The organism is Phyllobacterium sp. T2-21 (assembly GCF_055378485.1).
In genome coordinates this window covers 473,710-488,932 of sequence record NZ_AP027916.1, presented here as the reverse complement: position 1 = coordinate 488,932, position 15,223 = coordinate 473,710, and the positions used below count along the sequence as shown (strand labels likewise).

Sequence of the window (15,223 nt, the reverse complement as noted above, 5' to 3'; positions counted from 1 at the left end):
GAAGTCATCTTTCGAATTCTCAGGCGAACGTCGTTGTGAACAAAAATCTCGGTGCCGACAGAACTGCCTTTAACAAGGACGCTCTCGATTACCCTTTATTTTTAATTGCTTGCGGCCACTCCTCAATGCCGTGGATCCGAACTGAAAACATCGCAAGGACCTTCAGCAACCGTATTATGCAATTAATTATGCGTCAATGAAAAAATGCAATAAAAATTGCATTACATGCAAAGCGGAAAAACTTTGCCCCTGCGGTCTCAAGATCGGTTTTCAGTTCAATTGGTCCACCCCCGAAGAGAGGCTCTTTATGAAGTATGGCTTTTGAGCCAATAAGGGATAACGAGAATGCCAAAGCAAGCGACGCCAAACCCAAATAGTTTGGCGCGAGGTGGTCGTCTACCGCTTGTTTTGATGTGGTAGAATGGGTGCATTCTGCAGCCGTCATCAATGGCACCTCGCCATTGCCTTAAGCTCTCTTCCTGCGCCGATAGACGTCAGCCACAACAGCAGCAACGATAATACCGCCCTTGATGATCTCCTGATAATACGCGTCGACGCGCAGAAATGTGAAACCGGAAGTCATCACACCGAGAATGATTGTGCCAATCACAGTGCCAGTAATGCGGCCCACGCCGCCTGAGAGCGATGTTCCTCCGATAACAGCGGCTGCAATGGCATCAAGTTCATACATTACACCCATGCCGGATTGAGCCGTCTGTGCTCGCGCAGCGGTCACAATTCCGGCCAAGCCTGCAAGAAGCCCTGCAATTGCATAGACTTTTACGAGATGAGCTTCGACATTGATCCCGGAAACCCTTGCCGCCTGAGCATTCGCGCCAATCGCATAGGTGAACTTGCCGTAACGCGTGTAACGAAGCGCAATGTGGAAGACCACAGCCATAACGAGGAAGACGATGACCGGTACGACGCCACTGCCGATAAAATTGAACTGATCCGTGAGCCCGGATATTGGCTGGCCCTTCGTGTACCATTTGGCAACACCGCGCGCCGACACCATCATGCCGAGTGTTGCAATAAAGGGCGGGATGCGGGTGAAGGCAATCAACCAACCGTTCAGCAGTCCGGCCAATACGCCGATGATCAGCCCGATACCGATCGGGATAAATGCAGGCAAGTCGGTCATACTGGGATAAATGGCACGGGCCCAGGTCGAGGATTGTGCAAAGCCAGCGGCGATCATGGCAGTCATGCCAACAACCGATCCTGACGATAGATCGATGCCACCGGTAATGATCACCTGCGTCACACCAATTGCAATGATCCCGATGACGGAAACCTGCAAGATCATGATCGTCAAACGTTGAGGATTAAGCAAAAAGCTCTGTCCAACGAAGAGCCAGCCCAGCACTTCAAGTACGAGTGCGATAGCGATCAAAACCATAAAGATGTTCAATTCCGGAGGCAAACGTCGGGCGGATGTGGTTCTTTCGGTCTTTTCAGTGACAAGTTGATGAGTGGTCATAGTTGTTCCTTCCAACCGTCCGCAGACGCTTAACGCGCAGCCAGTTCCATTATTGTTATTTGGGTGGCTTCTGATCTATCGAGGAATCCGGTGACCCTCCCCTCATGCATCACCATCACGCGATCGCTCATGCCAAGCACTTCCGGCAACTCCGACGAAATCATGATGACAGCCACGCCGTCCCTCGCCAGTTCCGTCACGAAGCGATGGATCTCCGCCTTTGCACCAACGTCGATACCGCGCGTAGGCTCATCAAGAATAAGGATGCGCGGATTGGTGAGAAGCCATCGACCGATGAGAACCTTTTGCTGGTTACCGCCCGAGAGGTTTTCGATTTTCTCATGCAAGTTCGGGGTCTTTACACGAAGCTTTCGGCTCATTTCCTGACAGGCAGCATAAGCCTGCTTTTCCCGGACGAAACCGCCACTTGCAAAGCGATCCTGCAAAACGGCTATTTGCATGTTTTCAAGAATATCAAGAACCAGCAGACATCCTGTGTCTTTCCGGTCTTCAGTAAGAAACGCCATGCGATTGCGGATGGCGGTTTTGGGACTATCGATGTTGACATGATTGCCATTGATTTCAATCAAACCGGACGACGCGGGCGTCACTCCGAACACCGCTTCTGCCACATTCGATCTGCCAGATCCTACAAGCCCGGCTATACCGAGTATCTCGCCTGCACGAACATCAAACGAGACGTCGTGAAACACGCCGTTGAGTGTCAGGTTCTTGACAGAAAGGACCGTATCCCCGATCGGCACCTTTTCCTTGGGGAACATCTGTGTGATCTCACGGCCAACCATCATCCGGATAATGTCGTCCCGTGTTACGTCCGTGGACCTGTGCGTGCCGATGTACTTGCCGTCGCGAAAGACCGAGAATTCATCGGCGATCTCGAACAGCTCATTCATTTTGTGGGTAATGTAGACGATCCCGATGCCTTGCGCGCGCAGATCGCGGATGATCTCGAACAGATGACCGACTTCACGCTCGGTCAAAGCCGACGTCGGTTCGTCCATAATGAGAACATCGGACTCGTACGAAACAGCTTTTGCAATCTCGACCATCTGCCGATTGGCAACGGACAGGAGCCGGACTTCCATTTCCGGATCGATGTTGATCTTCAAGCGTTCGAAGAGTTCGATCGTCATCCGGTGCATTTCTCTATGATCGACGAATCCAAACCGGTTCTTTGGTTCTCTGCGGATCCAGATGTTTTCCGCAACGGTCATATAGGGCATCAGGTTGAGTTCCTGATGGATCATGGCAATGCCGTTCTCCAGCGCGTCGAGTGGTGACAACAACCGGATTTCAACGCCTTTGAGTTTGATTGTGCCTTTGTCCGGTTGGTAGATACCTGCGAGCACCTTCATCAGGGTGGATTTGCCGGCACCGTTCTCGCCCATCAAGGCGTGAACCGACCCTCGCCTTAATTTGAAAGAAACGTCGTCCAACGCAACGACACCCGGAAATTCCTTGTGTACACCCTCGGCAGAGAGAAGGTATTCGGCATTTGGAATTGTCCTGCTGGCGCGCACGGCGGCCATTGCTGTCGGGCTTATGGTCATTTCTGTCCTCCCAATCACGACCCTGTTGCAATGCGTATTGGGAGCGGGATTGACCCCGCTCCCAACGGCCCAATCACTTCTTGGTCTGATACTGTGAGAGGTTTTCTTTGGTCACGAGCTCAAAGGGGATGTACGTCTTCTTTTCGACAGCCTCGCCTTTGATGATCTTGCGCGCCGTGTCGACCGCACCACGTCCCTGGCCGGCTGCATTCTGGAACACCGTGACGTGTAGATCCCCTGCCGCTACAGCAGCTAGAGCATCTGCCGTGGCATCAACACCGCCAACCACAACGCTATCCATCTTCCGCCCCGAAGCCTTCAATGCCTGTATGGCACCCAAGGCCATTTCGTCATTGTTGGCAATGACCGCATCGAATTCGACACCGGCGGACAACCAGTTTGTCATCAAGTCGAGAGCCGGTGTGCGCATCCAGTTGGCCGACTGTTCTTCAACGACTTTGATGCCGCTGCATTCCGGCGTGGACAGCACATCGTGCGTGGCTTTCGTGCGGCCACGTTGACCTGTAGTGCCGAGCTGTCCCTGCATGATAACCGCTTTGCCTTTGCCTGCGAGCATCTTGCAGACAGTCTGAGTTTCCAGCGTTCCAGCCTGCTCTTCATTAGACCCGACAAAAGCTTGCTTGTCCGGCAGGCTGTCGACGTTCGACGGTGCATTGTTCACAAAGATCAGCGGAATACCTGCTGCCGCCGCAGTTTTTGAGATCGCTGCACCAGAGTCGGCGTCGACCAGCATGATAATGATCGCATCAACGCGGGACGCGATAAAGTTGTCCACCTGGCTCTGCTGCTTTGCGATATCACCCTGACCATCCTCGGTCAGTATGGTCACACCGTCGAGTGACTTGCCGTAGTCCTCCATGCTGTGACGAAGACCGGTCAGCCAGTTATCGTCGAACAATGACATACTGACACCAATGGTTTCGGCATGCGCCGTGCTCGTCAACAGTGCTGCCGCAAGAGCCGCACATGCAAAATACTTCTTCATTCCATTCCTCCTCTGTTGTGCGGACGATTTCAGACGTCCGCGATTAATGCCAAAGCATCTTCGTTCCGGGAGACGACGCGCCTCCGGTTCTGCCGGTTTCTTCCGGCTTCGTTCGATCTTTCGGTATTCTTGGCATCCGCGCGATTTGCGTACAGATACCGTTTTCAGACTAGCTCCTCCCAGCTGTGTCGATCACACGAAGCGTGGTTTTTGCCAGCCTCCATCGTGTATTTCGTGGCTATCCACGACAGCGTCCACGAAGGCGACCCCCTTCAATCCGTCATAGGATGTCGGAATGACGTCCTCATCCACAGCTTCACCGCATGCTTTCGATCGGATTACCGATGCGAAAGCAGAGTAAAGATTGGCAAATGCTTCAATGTAGCCTTCCGGATGACCAGGCGGCGTGCGCGTCCGAACCTGGGTGTTCTCAGAGAGATCGTCCCTGCCACGCTTGATGACGATGGGCGCACCAAACAGCGGGGTGAAATGCAGCTCGTTGGGATGTTCCTGATGCCAGGCCAAGCTGCCTTTTTCGCCGATTACCCGCAACCGTAGTCCATTTGATTGGCCGATTGCCACCTGCGACGACCACAATAACCCGCGGGCACCACCTTCGTAACGGATCATGACGTGAGCATTGTCATCAAGCGCTCGTCCTTCGACAAAGGTAGCAAGATCGGAAGCCAGCGCTTCGGCTTTGAGACCCGTTACAAATCCCGCCAGATGATATGCATGGGTGCCAATATCTCCGATTGATCCGCCGCGACCGTTTTTTTTCGGGTCTGTCCGCCAGGCTGCCTGCTGGTTTCCCTGCAGTTCAATGCCAGTCGCCATCCACTCCAATGGATATTCAACCTGAACGACCCGAATGTCTCCAAGATCGCCGCGCTGAACCATTGCACGTGCCTCATGGATCATCGGATAGCCGCAATAGGTGTAGGTTACGCCGAGGAAAAGACCAGTCGATTGTGCCAACTCATGCAAGGCGATGGCATCTTCCACGGTTGTTGTCATCGGCTTTTCGCAGATCACGTGAATACCAGCTTCGAGGAAGGCCTTGGCGATCGGGAAATGTGTATGATTGGGCGTGCAAATTGCCACGACATCGACACGATCGGCCCGGGATATTTCCCCCTCCACCATTGCCTTAAAGTCATCGTAGGATCGATTTCGTTCGATGTAGTTTTTCGCCGCAAATGCGTGACCGCGCTCGGCATTGACGTCGAACGCGCCTGCGACGAGTTCGAAATTGTTGTCCAGTCTTGCCGCGAAACGATGGATGCCGCCGATATAGGCACCATCACCGCCGCCCACCATGCCCAGTCTTAGTCTGCGATTTGCAAGGGGTATCCCGGTCATCGCAATACCTCCGAAATTCCAAGGATCTCATGATTGAGCGAGCGGTCAGCTCCGGATTTCACAAAGTCGTCAAAGGCCCGCTCTGAAACCCGAATGATATGATCTGCAATGAATCGTGCGCCCTCAGCGGCACCATCCTCAGAGTTTTTCAAGGCACATTCCCACTCAAGGACGGCCCAGCCATCAAAGTCGTAGCCGGACAATTTGGAGAAAATCGCGCCGAAATCGACCTGACCATCGCCTGGAGACCGGAAACGGCCGGCTCGGCTGATCCACGGCTGGTAGCCGCCATATGCTCCAGTCTTACCCGTCGGGCGGAACTCGGCATCCTTGACGTGGAATGTCTTGATCCGTTCATGGTAATGATCAATGTAGGTCAAATAATCGATCGACTGCAGCACCAGATGGCTCGGATCGTACATAATGTTGCATCTTGGGTGATTTTCGACACGTTCCAGGAACATTTCGAATGTGAGCCCGTCATGCAAATCCTCAGTTGGGTGGATTTCGTAGCATAGATCCACGCCCTCGCTGTCGAACGCATCAAGCAGCGGACGCCAACGTGTGGCCAGTTCATCAAAGCCGTCCGAAATCAAACCGTCCGGCCATTGCGGATATGGATAAAAATAGGGCCAAAGTAATGTTCCGCTGAATGTTACATGGCGATCTACGCCAAAGCGCCGCGAGGCCTTTGCCGCACAAAGGAGTTGGTTCACAGCCCACTCCTGCCGCGCTTTCGGGTTCTTGTGCACCTTTGCGGGGGCAAAAGAGTCCGCGGGAAGATTGAAGGATGGATGGAGGGCAACAAGTTGTCCCTGAAGATGGCTTGCGAGCTCGGTGACCACGAGGCCGTCTTCTTTTAAAATGCCCTTGAACTCATCGACATAATCCTGGCTTTCGGCCGCCTTCTCGAGGTCAATAATCCGCCTGTCCCATGTTGGGATCTGAACGCCCTTGAAGCCCTTGTCAGCGGCCCACCCGGACAAGCCTTTCAGCGAATTAAATGGTGCTTCATCGCCAGCAAACTGTGCGAGAAATACCGCAGGTCCCTTGATTGTCTTCATTATAATACCTCGTTCGGCATCAAAGTGGCGATGCGGGGTGTGGGATGCCATCATAGGCTCCCCATATCCCTTGATCGAAATTTATGATTGCGCCTGTCATCAGGCCGGATTCAGAGGACGCCAGAAACGCGATTGCCCGGGCAACCTCAACCGGGTCGATTAACCTGCCGTTTGGCTGGTCGGCAGCTGCCTGCTCAAGCCAGTTTTCTGGTCTGCCGTCCAGGACGCGCTGGGTCCTGTCTTCACCTTCCGATGCCATCCAACCGATATTCAGGCTGTTGATGCGGATACGGTTGCGAAGAACTGCGTAAGCAACATTACGTGTCAGCGTGTCAAGCGCACCTTTGGAGGCACAATAGGCTGTCAAATTTGGCTGGCCGCCCATCGATGACATTGAGGAAATATTGACAATCGTTCCTTCGATCTGCTCGCGCTTGAAAAGCTTGATTGCCTCCTGGATCAGGAAAAACGGCGCGCGTGTATTCACCGCAAACAACATATCGAACAGCTCAGGTGAGGTTTCCAGGATGGTGCCTCTGTTGGTCGCACCCGCAACGTTAATGAGACAATCCAGCCGCCCGAATACTCTGTCTGCTTCCGCAACGACCTTGCGGCAATCATCGATGTTCCCAAGATCGGCTTTCACAAACACGGCCTTACAGCCTAGTTCTTCAAGTGCGGCTACCTGCGCGGCGCCCTTTTCCGTCGAGCGGCCACAAATTACCAAACCTTCCGCTCCCCGTTCCGCGAAAAGCTTCGCGGTGGCGGCACCCAATCCCTGCGTGCCTCCCGTTATAAGAGCAACTTTACCTTTGAATTGACCGTTCATGTCGTTGGTTTCCGCATAACCGAATTGCGCCGATAACAGATTTGGAGAGCCCCTAAATGCCGACACGCTGCTTTTTACGACCGGCTTGCTGGTCGGCCGACGCGACATTCACTTCCGGGCGGGCACTCACTTGGGGTACGCCTACATCCCACCAAGCGTCTCCAGGCGTCCAGGTGAAAGCATCCGACACAATTGTGAGTACAGTTGTCCGGTCTGTTGACTGAGCCCACTCCATGGCGGCTCCAAGATCTGCCAGGCTTTCAACATGGCGCGTCAGTGCTCCCATGGATTCAGCATGCTTGCCGAAGTCCACTGGAAACGCCTCTTTGACCCGGCAATCCTTCAACAGATTGTTGAAGGACGCTCCGCCCTTGGCGTTCTGAAGGCGATTGATGACAGCATAGCCGCCATTGTCACAAACAATCAGAATCATCTTGTGCCCCGAAAGCACTGTGGAATAGATGTCCGAGTTCATCATCATGTAGGTGCCGTCACCGATCATGACGATCGGGGTACGGGTGGGATCAGCCATCGCTGCGCCCCACCCGGCTGCAATTTCATATCCCATGCACGAAAAGCCAAACTCGCAGTCGAAGGTATTGGGAGCTTTGACCCGCCAGTTCTTCATGACTTCACCAGGCAAACCGCCGGCGGCCGTAATCAGGAGATCGCGCTCGCCGGCATGGGCGTTCACGACGGCGACAACTTGTGCGTAGGTAGGTACGGCAGCATTGGTAGGCTTTTGATAACCGTCGAGCGCGGTATTCCATTTCGCAAACTCGGTCCGACCCTTTTGGGTCCATTCTGGTGCAGCCATATAGCCGCTGAGTGCTGCCTGAAGCTCGTTTATACTCTCACGCGCATCGCCAACGACCGCAACCGCGCGATGCTTGTTGGCATCCCAGCGCGCCGCATTGATCGATACGAACGTGGCGTCCGGCGAGAATGCGGTCCAGGATCCGGTTGTAAAGTCCATCAGCCGCGTGCCAACGGCAAGGATTACATCTGCTTGCGCAGCCAATGTATTTGCCGAGGTGGAGCCAACGATACCAATAGGGCCGACATGAGCGGGATGATCATGCGTTACGGTACCCTTGCCGGCGATGGTTTCGCACATCGGTATGCCGTGCTTTTCTGCGAAGTCAGCAAGGGCTGTTTCTGCTCCGGAGTAGCGCACACCGCCACCTGAAATGATCAGCGGACGTTTGGCAGACTTCAAGACTTTGACAGCCTGCGCCAGACTATCCAAATCCGGGCGTGGGCGCGGAGCTCTATGCACTGTTGGCTCGAAGAAGCTCTCCGGATAGTCCCATGCGATTTCCTGCACATCCTGCGGCAGGGCCAGAAATGCCGGACCACAATCTGCCGGGTCAAGCATCACGGCAACCGCTTGCGGCAGGGAGGCAATGATCTGTTCTGGATGGGTGATCCGATCCCAATATCGTGTGACCGCCTTGAATGCATCGTTTACCGTGATCGTCGGATTGCCAAAATGCTCGACCTGCTGCATCACCGGATCGGGACGACGATTGACAAAGCTGTCACCGGCGAGCAGCAAGACTGGAAGCCGGTTGCTGTGAGCAACACCGGCTGCGGTGATCATGTTCAATGCGCCAGGACCGATCGAAGACGCTGCAACCATGATCTGACGCCGCTGCGTCGCTTTCGCAAAACCAATTGCAGCAAGTGCCATCGACTGTTCATTCTGTCCGCGCCATGTCGGCAATATATCTTTAACCGCTTCGAGTGCTTCTGAAAGGCAGGTCACATTCCCATGCCCGAAGATCGCAAAAACACCAGGAAACAGGGGTTCACGCCGCCCCTCAATCTGCGTGAACTGATTGCAAAGATAGCGGACCAGGGCTTGTGCCATGGTTAAGCGGACAGTAGACATATTAATCCTCCCAAACTGGCGCTCCTCGACCAGCCTTGTGCATGGAATATTTATTGCATTAATTTAAATATTGCAAGTCTTTTTGCATTTCAGCTGTGTGTGGCCCGTCCTGGGACCGTTCAGACAATGTGAATCAATCATAGTTTCGATCAATTCGAGCGGCCATGCGCCTCCAAATGCGCGCGGGTACAAACAGCACGGGCTGAACCACACAGAGAACCAATATTGTCATATTTGATTTATTGCAATATTTTTTGCATTGAGTTACTGCAGAACCGCTTGATCAAAACCCCGGGAGGAAATCCGTGTTAAATATCGCCCTTCTCGGCTGCGGTCGCATCGGTAAAATGCACGCAGCCACGATTGCCCGCTCGCCTACCGCGCAGCTTGTTTCTGTTTACGATCCTGTCTTTGAAGCGTCAGAGCAGGTTGGAACGCAATTTGGCTGCGCTGTTGCGCCGAGCGCCGAAGTGGCAATCGCTTCAGCCGATGCTGTGCTTATCGCCACGTCCACACCGACGCACGCAGACCTTATCGAAGCATCAGTACGAGCTGGAAAAGCTGTATTCTGCGAAAAGCCCATTGATCTGTCCCTGGAGCGGGTTGTGAAATGCCGGAATGCGATTGCTGCCCATGCGAGTGTCGTTCAAATCGGGTTCAACCGCCGGTTCGATCCGGGACATCGCGCAGCGCGTGAGGCCGTACGCAATGGTGATATCGGAGACCTGCAACAGATCATCATCACATCGCGCGATCCTGGACTGGCCCCATGGGGTTACTTGCAGGCATCAGGCGGAATTTTCAGAGATATGACAATCCATGATTTCGATCTCGCGCGCTTTATGCTCGATGAGGAGGTGGATGAAGTGTTTGCAACTGGAAGCGCACTTATCGAGCCAAGACTTGCCACGGAACTCAATGATGTCGATTCCGTAATGGTGGTCATGCGGACAGGGAGCGGCAAGCTATGCCACATCAACAACTCGCGCCTGGCCACTTACGGTTATGACCAGCGCATTGAGTTGTTTGGCTCCAAAGGCATGGTGATTTCTGACAATCGTCGCGCCCACGAACTGAAGCGCTTTGGGGCAGTAACTACAGCCGCAGGCGAGCCCTATCTTAATTTCTTCATTGAACGTTATGTTGAAGCGTTTTCCGCGGGGCTCGAAAGCTTCATTGAAAAGGCTGTCAGCGGCGGAAAACCGGAAGCAACGTTTGATGATGGAGAGCGGGCGCTTGCGCTCGCCGAAGCGGCAGTCCTGTCTTTGAAAGAAAAGCGCTTCGTGAAGGTGTCTGAAGTTTCCTGACGAATGCGCCAAGCGCCGTTCGCAGGAACGGCGCTTGTCAGATCATACCTTCCGGCGTTGATTTTCCGTGACAGTTGGAATGTGCGGCGTACTTTCGCCATCTTCCTGGAGGGACGCCGCAAGGGCTATCGCGATACATTGGGTGATGCACATGGGCGCCGCCAAAGAGCGCGAAAATGAATACTCGTCTTCCGGTACCGTGAACAAGACCTTCGCACTCTTCGCCAAAGGAGACAGCTGGCTGTCAGTGATGGCGACCATGGGCGTACCATTGCTCGCGGCAACGTCGGCGATCGAGACCACTTCCTTGGCATAGTGTCGGAAAGAGATCGCTACGAGTACGTCTTTCTTGCCCATGACCTGTGCCATTTCAGGAGCAAGACCACCGGCCGGATCAAGCAGGACAACCCTGCGTCTCAGCATTGAGAGAACATACCGCAAAAAACCGGCAATCGGTTCAGAGCGAAGTTGTCCGGCAATAAAAATCGTATCGGCATTTTTCAGCAATTTTGCGGCATCTGCCAGAGACTTTTCCGTAACTGCGTTCAGCAATTCCTGCAGCGTTGCTATATCCCGCACCACCAGATCGTGCAGAAAGCCCAGATTGCCTTTGCGTTTGTTCTTTTCCAAATCCGCATCGAGAGCGCTGATGCGTTCCCGGTATCCCGGCGCAGCAGTCGACAGTCTTGTCTGGAATACACCCTGCAACTGCTTGAAACCGGAAAACCCGAAGTGCTGCGCGAAGCGCACAAGAATCGAGGGGTGTGCGCCAACTTGTTCGGCAATCGTGTTAATCGACTGCATGGCGACTACATTTGAATTCTGCGTGAGAAACCTCGCGACTTGCTGGAACCTGTCGCTCAAAGAAGGATATGCTTCCGTGACAGCGTTGACGAAACTCTCGTAGTTCGCCAATCGCGGTTCGGATTGCTCAGAATTCTTTACCCTTGGCATGAAACAGAACCTCTTCATTGTTAGCCGCTCACGCGAGCCAAGCCAGCCGTTTAAGTCGCTGTCACTTAACAAGGAAGCACCGTGCCAGTTTGATTATTGCAATTTTTCTTATTTCGCAACATTCCATGTTCACAGCAGGTAGATCGAGCCGTGTGTTGTCCGATCTCTGAACGGTTGGAAGAACCGGTGCACCCGAAAGTGCACCGGGGACAATCAATACGGAGCGTCAGGAAAATAGTACTCTACCGCATTATCCTTTGTGATCAACGGGCTGCCAAGAACATACCGACCATTGATCGGGGCTTGCGTGGCAAATTTCATGGTCACCAATTCAATCGCGGGAATAATAAGCGTCGGTGGATAAAAAATATCGGCGTCAACCATGTCGTGCCCATCCTTGACGAGTTTAACGACCTTGTTCATGCCAGATCCGCCAAGAACGGTGACATTCTTGCGGCCAGCTTGCTTGATAGCCTCGATGGCACCAAGCGCAGCATCGTCATCCCCAGCCCACACACCGTCGATCTTTGGGAAGCGCTGCAAATAATCCTGCATAACTTCAAAACCCTTGTCGGGGTTCCAATTGGCGTATTGCATGTCAAGGACGTCGATCTTCGTGCCCTTCAATGCGGCATTGAAGGCTTCGATACGAATGTTATCGATCGCGGTCGGTATTCCCCGCATAACGACAATCTTGCCACCGTCCGGGAATTTCTTTTTGAAGTATTCCGCAGCTGCACGCCCGTACTGCGGATTGTCGCCTCCCACGTACAGGTCTTCAATGCCTTCTTCGCCCAGTCCCCGGTCGACGGTTGCAATAAAGATACCCTTGGCTTTTGCGGCCTTCACCGGTTGGGTCAAGGGATCAGATTCAAATGGCAACACAATGAGTGCATTGATGTTCCGGGCGACCATATCCTCAATATCATTGACCTGCTGGGTCGCACTGGATGATGTCGTCAGAACAAAATCGACATTCGGGAAGGCCTTCTTCATGGTGTCGATCGTTCGCCTCGTGTGGTAATTCAGACCACCAGTCCAGCCGTGCGTTGCAGCTGGTATGGAGACACCAATAACGGCATCTGCAGCATTTGCCTGTATTCCACATCCCGCGATCATCATTGCTCCCGCGACAAGAGCCGTTTTCAAACTTCTCAGCATGATAGTTCCTCCCTTATTTAGACAACCCAACCCTTCCAGACTCATGCAAAAGTCTGGCAAGCTCTTCATTAGTGACAGTGTTCGTCGTTCAGCCTTGCGAGCGATCCCGCTGCAGGAGAACTGCGATAATTATGATCGCCCCCTGGAAAGCCCCGTTGAGATAGGGGCTGACAAAGCCAGTGAGGTTCAGGATATTGCTGATGAACCCGAGGATAAGCACCCCAACAACCGTTCCCCATATGCGGCCAAAACCGCCACTCAGAGCAGTTCCGCCAATGATGACGGCCGCGATGGCTTCCAGTTCCCACATCAATCCCGTCGAGGGTGTTGCCGCGCCGAGGCGTGGAACATAAATGACCGTGGCGACTGCCACACAGAAACCTTGAATGACGTAGGTCAGGATTCGGACGCGGTTAACGGGAATTGCTGAATAAAGGGCGACATGACGATTGGAACCAATCGCGGCAACGTGCCGCCCAAACCGCACACGTCTCAAAACCACTTCGCCGATAACAGCCATGACAATGAGAACGATGATCGGAACTGCGATCCCTCCCACCTGCCCATAGTAGATTGGTCTCGCCGCATCACGCAGGGAGAAGTCCAGCGAAATGGAACCACCATCGGAAAGCCAGGTAATAATTGAGCGGAAGATGCCCATTGCGCCAAGTGTGACAATGAATGCTTCGACTCTGCCCTTCACAATCATGTAGCCATTCAGGAACCCCGCAGCTGCGCCCACAAGAATGGAGAACAGTATTCCTGCTGAAATCAGCAACCAACCGGATCCAAGGGCCCCCACCGAGTGATTGAGGAAAAGAATGGTCACACCTGCGACCAATGCGGACAGCGAGCCGACCGACAAATCCAGCCCGCCCGCTGTAATCACGAATGTAGCACCAATCGCTATGATGCCGATAATGGCACTTCGCGTGAAGACATTTGACAAGTTCTCGGCACCGAGAAAGGTACCGCTTGTCAAAGCGCCGATTATCATGAGCAGGATCAAGGCGATGAGCGGGCCCATAGCTTCCAATGTCCGAGTTATGGTCAGACCAGAGCCTGTCGGGGCACCTGCGGTATTAAGTGTGACGTCAGACATGGGTTAGCTCCTCCTGCAAGCCCATTGCGAAGCGGATAATCTCGCTTTCCTGTACTTTCTCTCCCGTCAGCTCACCGGAAATCTGCCCCCGCCGCATGACAACAACACGGTCCGATAGTCCAACGATCTCTTGCATTTCCGAGGAAATGACGACGATGGCTTTGCCTGCATCGGCGAGCCTGGCGATGATTTCGTAGATTTGTTGTTTGGCTCCGATGTCCACACCTCGCGTCGGCTCATCGAAGACGACCAGATCGGGATCTGTTGCGAGTGTCTTCGCAATCAGGATTTTTTGCTGATTGCCACCGCTGAGCGAACCAGCAGTTGCGTTATATTTCCCCGCCCGGATATTGTATTCCTTCACCGCAGTGACCAGGTCCAGATTCTCCAAGCGATGACTGATCCAATTGCGGCTACTCAGCGCTCCCTTTGTCAGCGCAATATTTTCAGATAGTGACTTGCCCAGCAGGAGGCCCTTCCCTTTCCGGTCCTCGGTCAGGTAGGCAAGCTTCAATTGCCAGGCCTCCCGCGCATGCGGCAGCGCACGGCGTTGCCCGTTGAGTTCGAATGAGTGACACGACGCGGAACGCAAGCCGAGAAGTGCCTCGAACAATTCTGTCCGCCCTGACCCCACAAGTCCGGAAATTCCGAGAACTTCCCCCTTGTGGATCGTCAGGCTGGCATCAATAACCGCATTCGCCGAGTTCAATCCGATCACGTCGACAAGGATTTCACCCCTCGTTTTTGTCTTTTGACGAACCGGATAGATTTCCGACAATGGCCGACCGACCATGGCTTCGGCCATTTCATTTTCAGATATTTCGCTTGCCCTTGCCACCCGCACAATCTGGCCATCCCGCAGCACGGCGATCCTATTGGCGATAGCCTTCACCTCATCGAGACGGTGCGAGGTGAAAACGACCGAGCCCCCCTCGTCGCGGAACAGTCGGATGCGATCGAAAAGCTGGTTCGCTTCTGTCCCCGACAAAACCGCCGTTGGTTCGTCCATAAGGATTAGCTTAGGTTCGCGCGCAAAGGCTTTGGCAAGCTCGACCATCTGCCAATCAGACACAGGCAGATCTTGTAACCGAGCACGCGGTGAAACGTATGATCCGAGTTTTGCCAAGATATCAGCGGAAGCCTTCTCCATGGCTTGGCGATCTGTAAAAATCCCTTTGGTCAGTTCACGTCCGAGAAAGACGTTCTCGGAAACGGTCAGATGCGCAGCCAAACAGAATTCCTGATGCACCATAACCACACCAGCCCGCTCGGCTTCCCGCAGAGTCTGCGGGGCACGTTTTCCTTCAAAATCCATCGTGCCGCTCGATTGGGGTGCAAGCCCGGCAATGATACGCATCAGGGTTGACTTGCCAGCACCGTTCTCGCCGACCAGCGCAAGAACCTCGCCCTGCTCGACAGACAGGTCTATCCCCTTCAGGACGGGAACATCGCCGTACGATTTGAAGAGCTGGGTGAGCGTAAGCATCGGC

General features: G+C 53.7%; 13 protein-coding genes. 1 reads left to right on the top strand and 12 read right to left on the bottom strand.

Annotated features, from left to right (window positions below; translation table 11 throughout):
• Window positions 1–193: 193 nt before the first annotated feature.
• The 8 genes from ACZ5FP_RS27160 to iolD form a co-directional block, all read right to left on the bottom strand.
• Entirely contained in the window at window positions 194–445 is a 252-nt protein-coding gene (locus ACZ5FP_RS27160; RefSeq protein WP_464665108.1) for a hypothetical protein, read from the bottom strand.
• A 21-nt stretch (window positions 446–466) separates the two neighbouring features.
• Window positions 467–1,483, bottom strand: coding sequence for an ABC transporter permease (locus ACZ5FP_RS27155; RefSeq protein WP_464665107.1), 1,017 nt, complete (start codon window positions 1,481–1,483; stop codon window positions 467–469).
• Window positions 1,484–1,512: 29 nt separating this feature from the next.
• Window positions 1,513–3,054, bottom strand: a complete 1,542-nt coding sequence (locus tag ACZ5FP_RS27150) for a sugar ABC transporter ATP-binding protein (RefSeq protein WP_464665106.1) — start codon at window positions 3,052–3,054, stop codon at window positions 1,513–1,515.
• A 73-nt stretch (window positions 3,055–3,127) separates the two neighbouring features.
• The gene (locus ACZ5FP_RS27145) at window positions 3,128–4,060 is read right to left on the bottom strand and encodes a substrate-binding domain-containing protein (RefSeq protein ID WP_464665105.1); all 933 of its coding nucleotides are present in this window, start codon (window positions 4,058–4,060) and stop codon (window positions 3,128–3,130) included.
• 192 nt (window positions 4,061–4,252) lie between these two features.
• Complete coding sequence (locus ACZ5FP_RS27140; protein WP_464665104.1) at window positions 4,253–5,422, bottom strand: Gfo/Idh/MocA family protein; 1,170 nt, start codon at window positions 5,420–5,422, stop codon at window positions 4,253–4,255.
• On the bottom strand, window positions 5,419–6,486 hold the full coding sequence (locus ACZ5FP_RS27135) for a sugar phosphate isomerase/epimerase family protein (RefSeq protein WP_464665103.1): 1,068 nt from the start codon (window positions 6,484–6,486) through the stop codon (window positions 5,419–5,421). The genes ACZ5FP_RS27140 and ACZ5FP_RS27135 overlap by 4 nt, the downstream gene beginning before the upstream one ends.
• A 19-nt stretch (window positions 6,487–6,505) precedes the next feature.
• Window positions 6,506–7,315 (bottom strand): SDR family oxidoreductase, encoded by an 810-nt coding sequence (locus ACZ5FP_RS27130; RefSeq protein WP_464665102.1) that lies wholly within the window; start codon window positions 7,313–7,315, stop codon window positions 6,506–6,508.
• A 52-nt stretch (window positions 7,316–7,367) separates the two neighbouring features.
• On the bottom strand, window positions 7,368–9,209 hold the full coding sequence (gene iolD / locus ACZ5FP_RS27125; protein WP_464665101.1) for a 3D-(3,5/4)-trihydroxycyclohexane-1,2-dione acylhydrolase (decyclizing): 1,842 nt from the start codon (window positions 9,207–9,209) through the stop codon (window positions 7,368–7,370).
• A gap of 305 nt (window positions 9,210–9,514) precedes the next feature.
• Here iolD and iolG point away from each other — a divergent pair, with 305 nt between their 5' ends.
• A complete protein-coding gene (iolG, locus tag ACZ5FP_RS27120; protein ID WP_464665100.1) occupies window positions 9,515–10,516 on the top strand; it encodes an inositol 2-dehydrogenase in 1,002 nt (333 codons plus the stop codon).
• A 42-nt stretch (window positions 10,517–10,558) separates the two neighbouring features.
• On the opposite strand, the gene ACZ5FP_RS27115 is transcribed toward iolG, so the two are convergent.
• From ACZ5FP_RS27115 to ACZ5FP_RS27100, 4 genes are all read right to left on the bottom strand, one after another.
• Entirely contained in the window at window positions 10,559–11,470 is a 912-nt protein-coding gene (locus tag ACZ5FP_RS27115) for a MurR/RpiR family transcriptional regulator (RefSeq protein WP_464665099.1), read from the bottom strand.
• A gap of 213 nt (window positions 11,471–11,683) precedes the next feature.
• Entirely contained in the window at window positions 11,684–12,631 is a 948-nt protein-coding gene (locus tag ACZ5FP_RS27110) for a substrate-binding domain-containing protein (RefSeq protein WP_464665098.1), read from the bottom strand.
• Between the two features lie 88 nt (window positions 12,632–12,719).
• Entirely contained in the window at window positions 12,720–13,733 is a 1,014-nt protein-coding gene (locus ACZ5FP_RS27105; protein WP_464665096.1) for an ABC transporter permease, read from the bottom strand.
• A complete protein-coding gene (locus ACZ5FP_RS27100) occupies window positions 13,726–15,219 on the bottom strand; it encodes a sugar ABC transporter ATP-binding protein (protein WP_464665094.1) in 1,494 nt (497 codons plus the stop codon). The genes ACZ5FP_RS27105 and ACZ5FP_RS27100 overlap by 8 nt, the downstream gene beginning before the upstream one ends.
• Between the last annotated feature and the right edge of the window lie 4 nt (window positions 15,220–15,223).

Excerpts from the sequence above, each read along its gene's own strand:
- ACZ5FP_RS27150 (WP_464665106.1), bottom strand. The coding sequence starts at position 3,054 with ATGACCATAAGCCCGACAGCAATGGCCGCCGTGCGCGCCAGCAGGACA.
- ACZ5FP_RS27155 (WP_464665107.1), bottom strand. The coding sequence starts at position 1,483 with ATGACCACTCATCAACTTGTCACTGAAAAGACCGAAAGAACCACATCC.
- ACZ5FP_RS27100 (WP_464665094.1), bottom strand. The coding sequence starts at position 15,219 with ATGCTTACGCTCACCCAGCTCTTCAAATCGTACGGCGATGTTCCCGTC.
- ACZ5FP_RS27140 (WP_464665104.1), bottom strand. The coding sequence starts at position 5,422 with ATGACCGGGATACCCCTTGCAAATCGCAGACTAAGACTGGGCATGGTG.
- iolD (WP_464665101.1), bottom strand. The coding sequence starts at position 9,209 with ATGTCTACTGTCCGCTTAACCATGGCACAAGCCCTGGTCCGCTATCTT.
- ACZ5FP_RS27105 (WP_464665096.1), bottom strand. The coding sequence starts at position 13,733 with ATGTCTGACGTCACACTTAATACCGCAGGTGCCCCGACAGGCTCTGGT.
- ACZ5FP_RS27115 (WP_464665099.1), bottom strand. The coding sequence starts at position 11,470 with ATGCCAAGGGTAAAGAATTCTGAGCAATCCGAACCGCGATTGGCGAAC.
- ACZ5FP_RS27110 (WP_464665098.1), bottom strand. The coding sequence starts at position 12,631 with ATGCTGAGAAGTTTGAAAACGGCTCTTGTCGCGGGAGCAATGATGATC.
- ACZ5FP_RS27160 (WP_464665108.1), bottom strand. The coding sequence starts at position 445 with ATGACGGCTGCAGAATGCACCCATTCTACCACATCAAAACAAGCGGTA.
- ACZ5FP_RS27145 (WP_464665105.1), bottom strand. The coding sequence starts at position 4,060 with ATGAAGAAGTATTTTGCATGTGCGGCTCTTGCGGCAGCACTGTTGACG.
- ACZ5FP_RS27135 (WP_464665103.1), bottom strand. The coding sequence starts at position 6,486 with ATGAAGACAATCAAGGGACCTGCGGTATTTCTCGCACAGTTTGCTGGC.
- ACZ5FP_RS27130 (WP_464665102.1), bottom strand. The coding sequence starts at position 7,315 with ATGAACGGTCAATTCAAAGGTAAAGTTGCTCTTATAACGGGAGGCACG.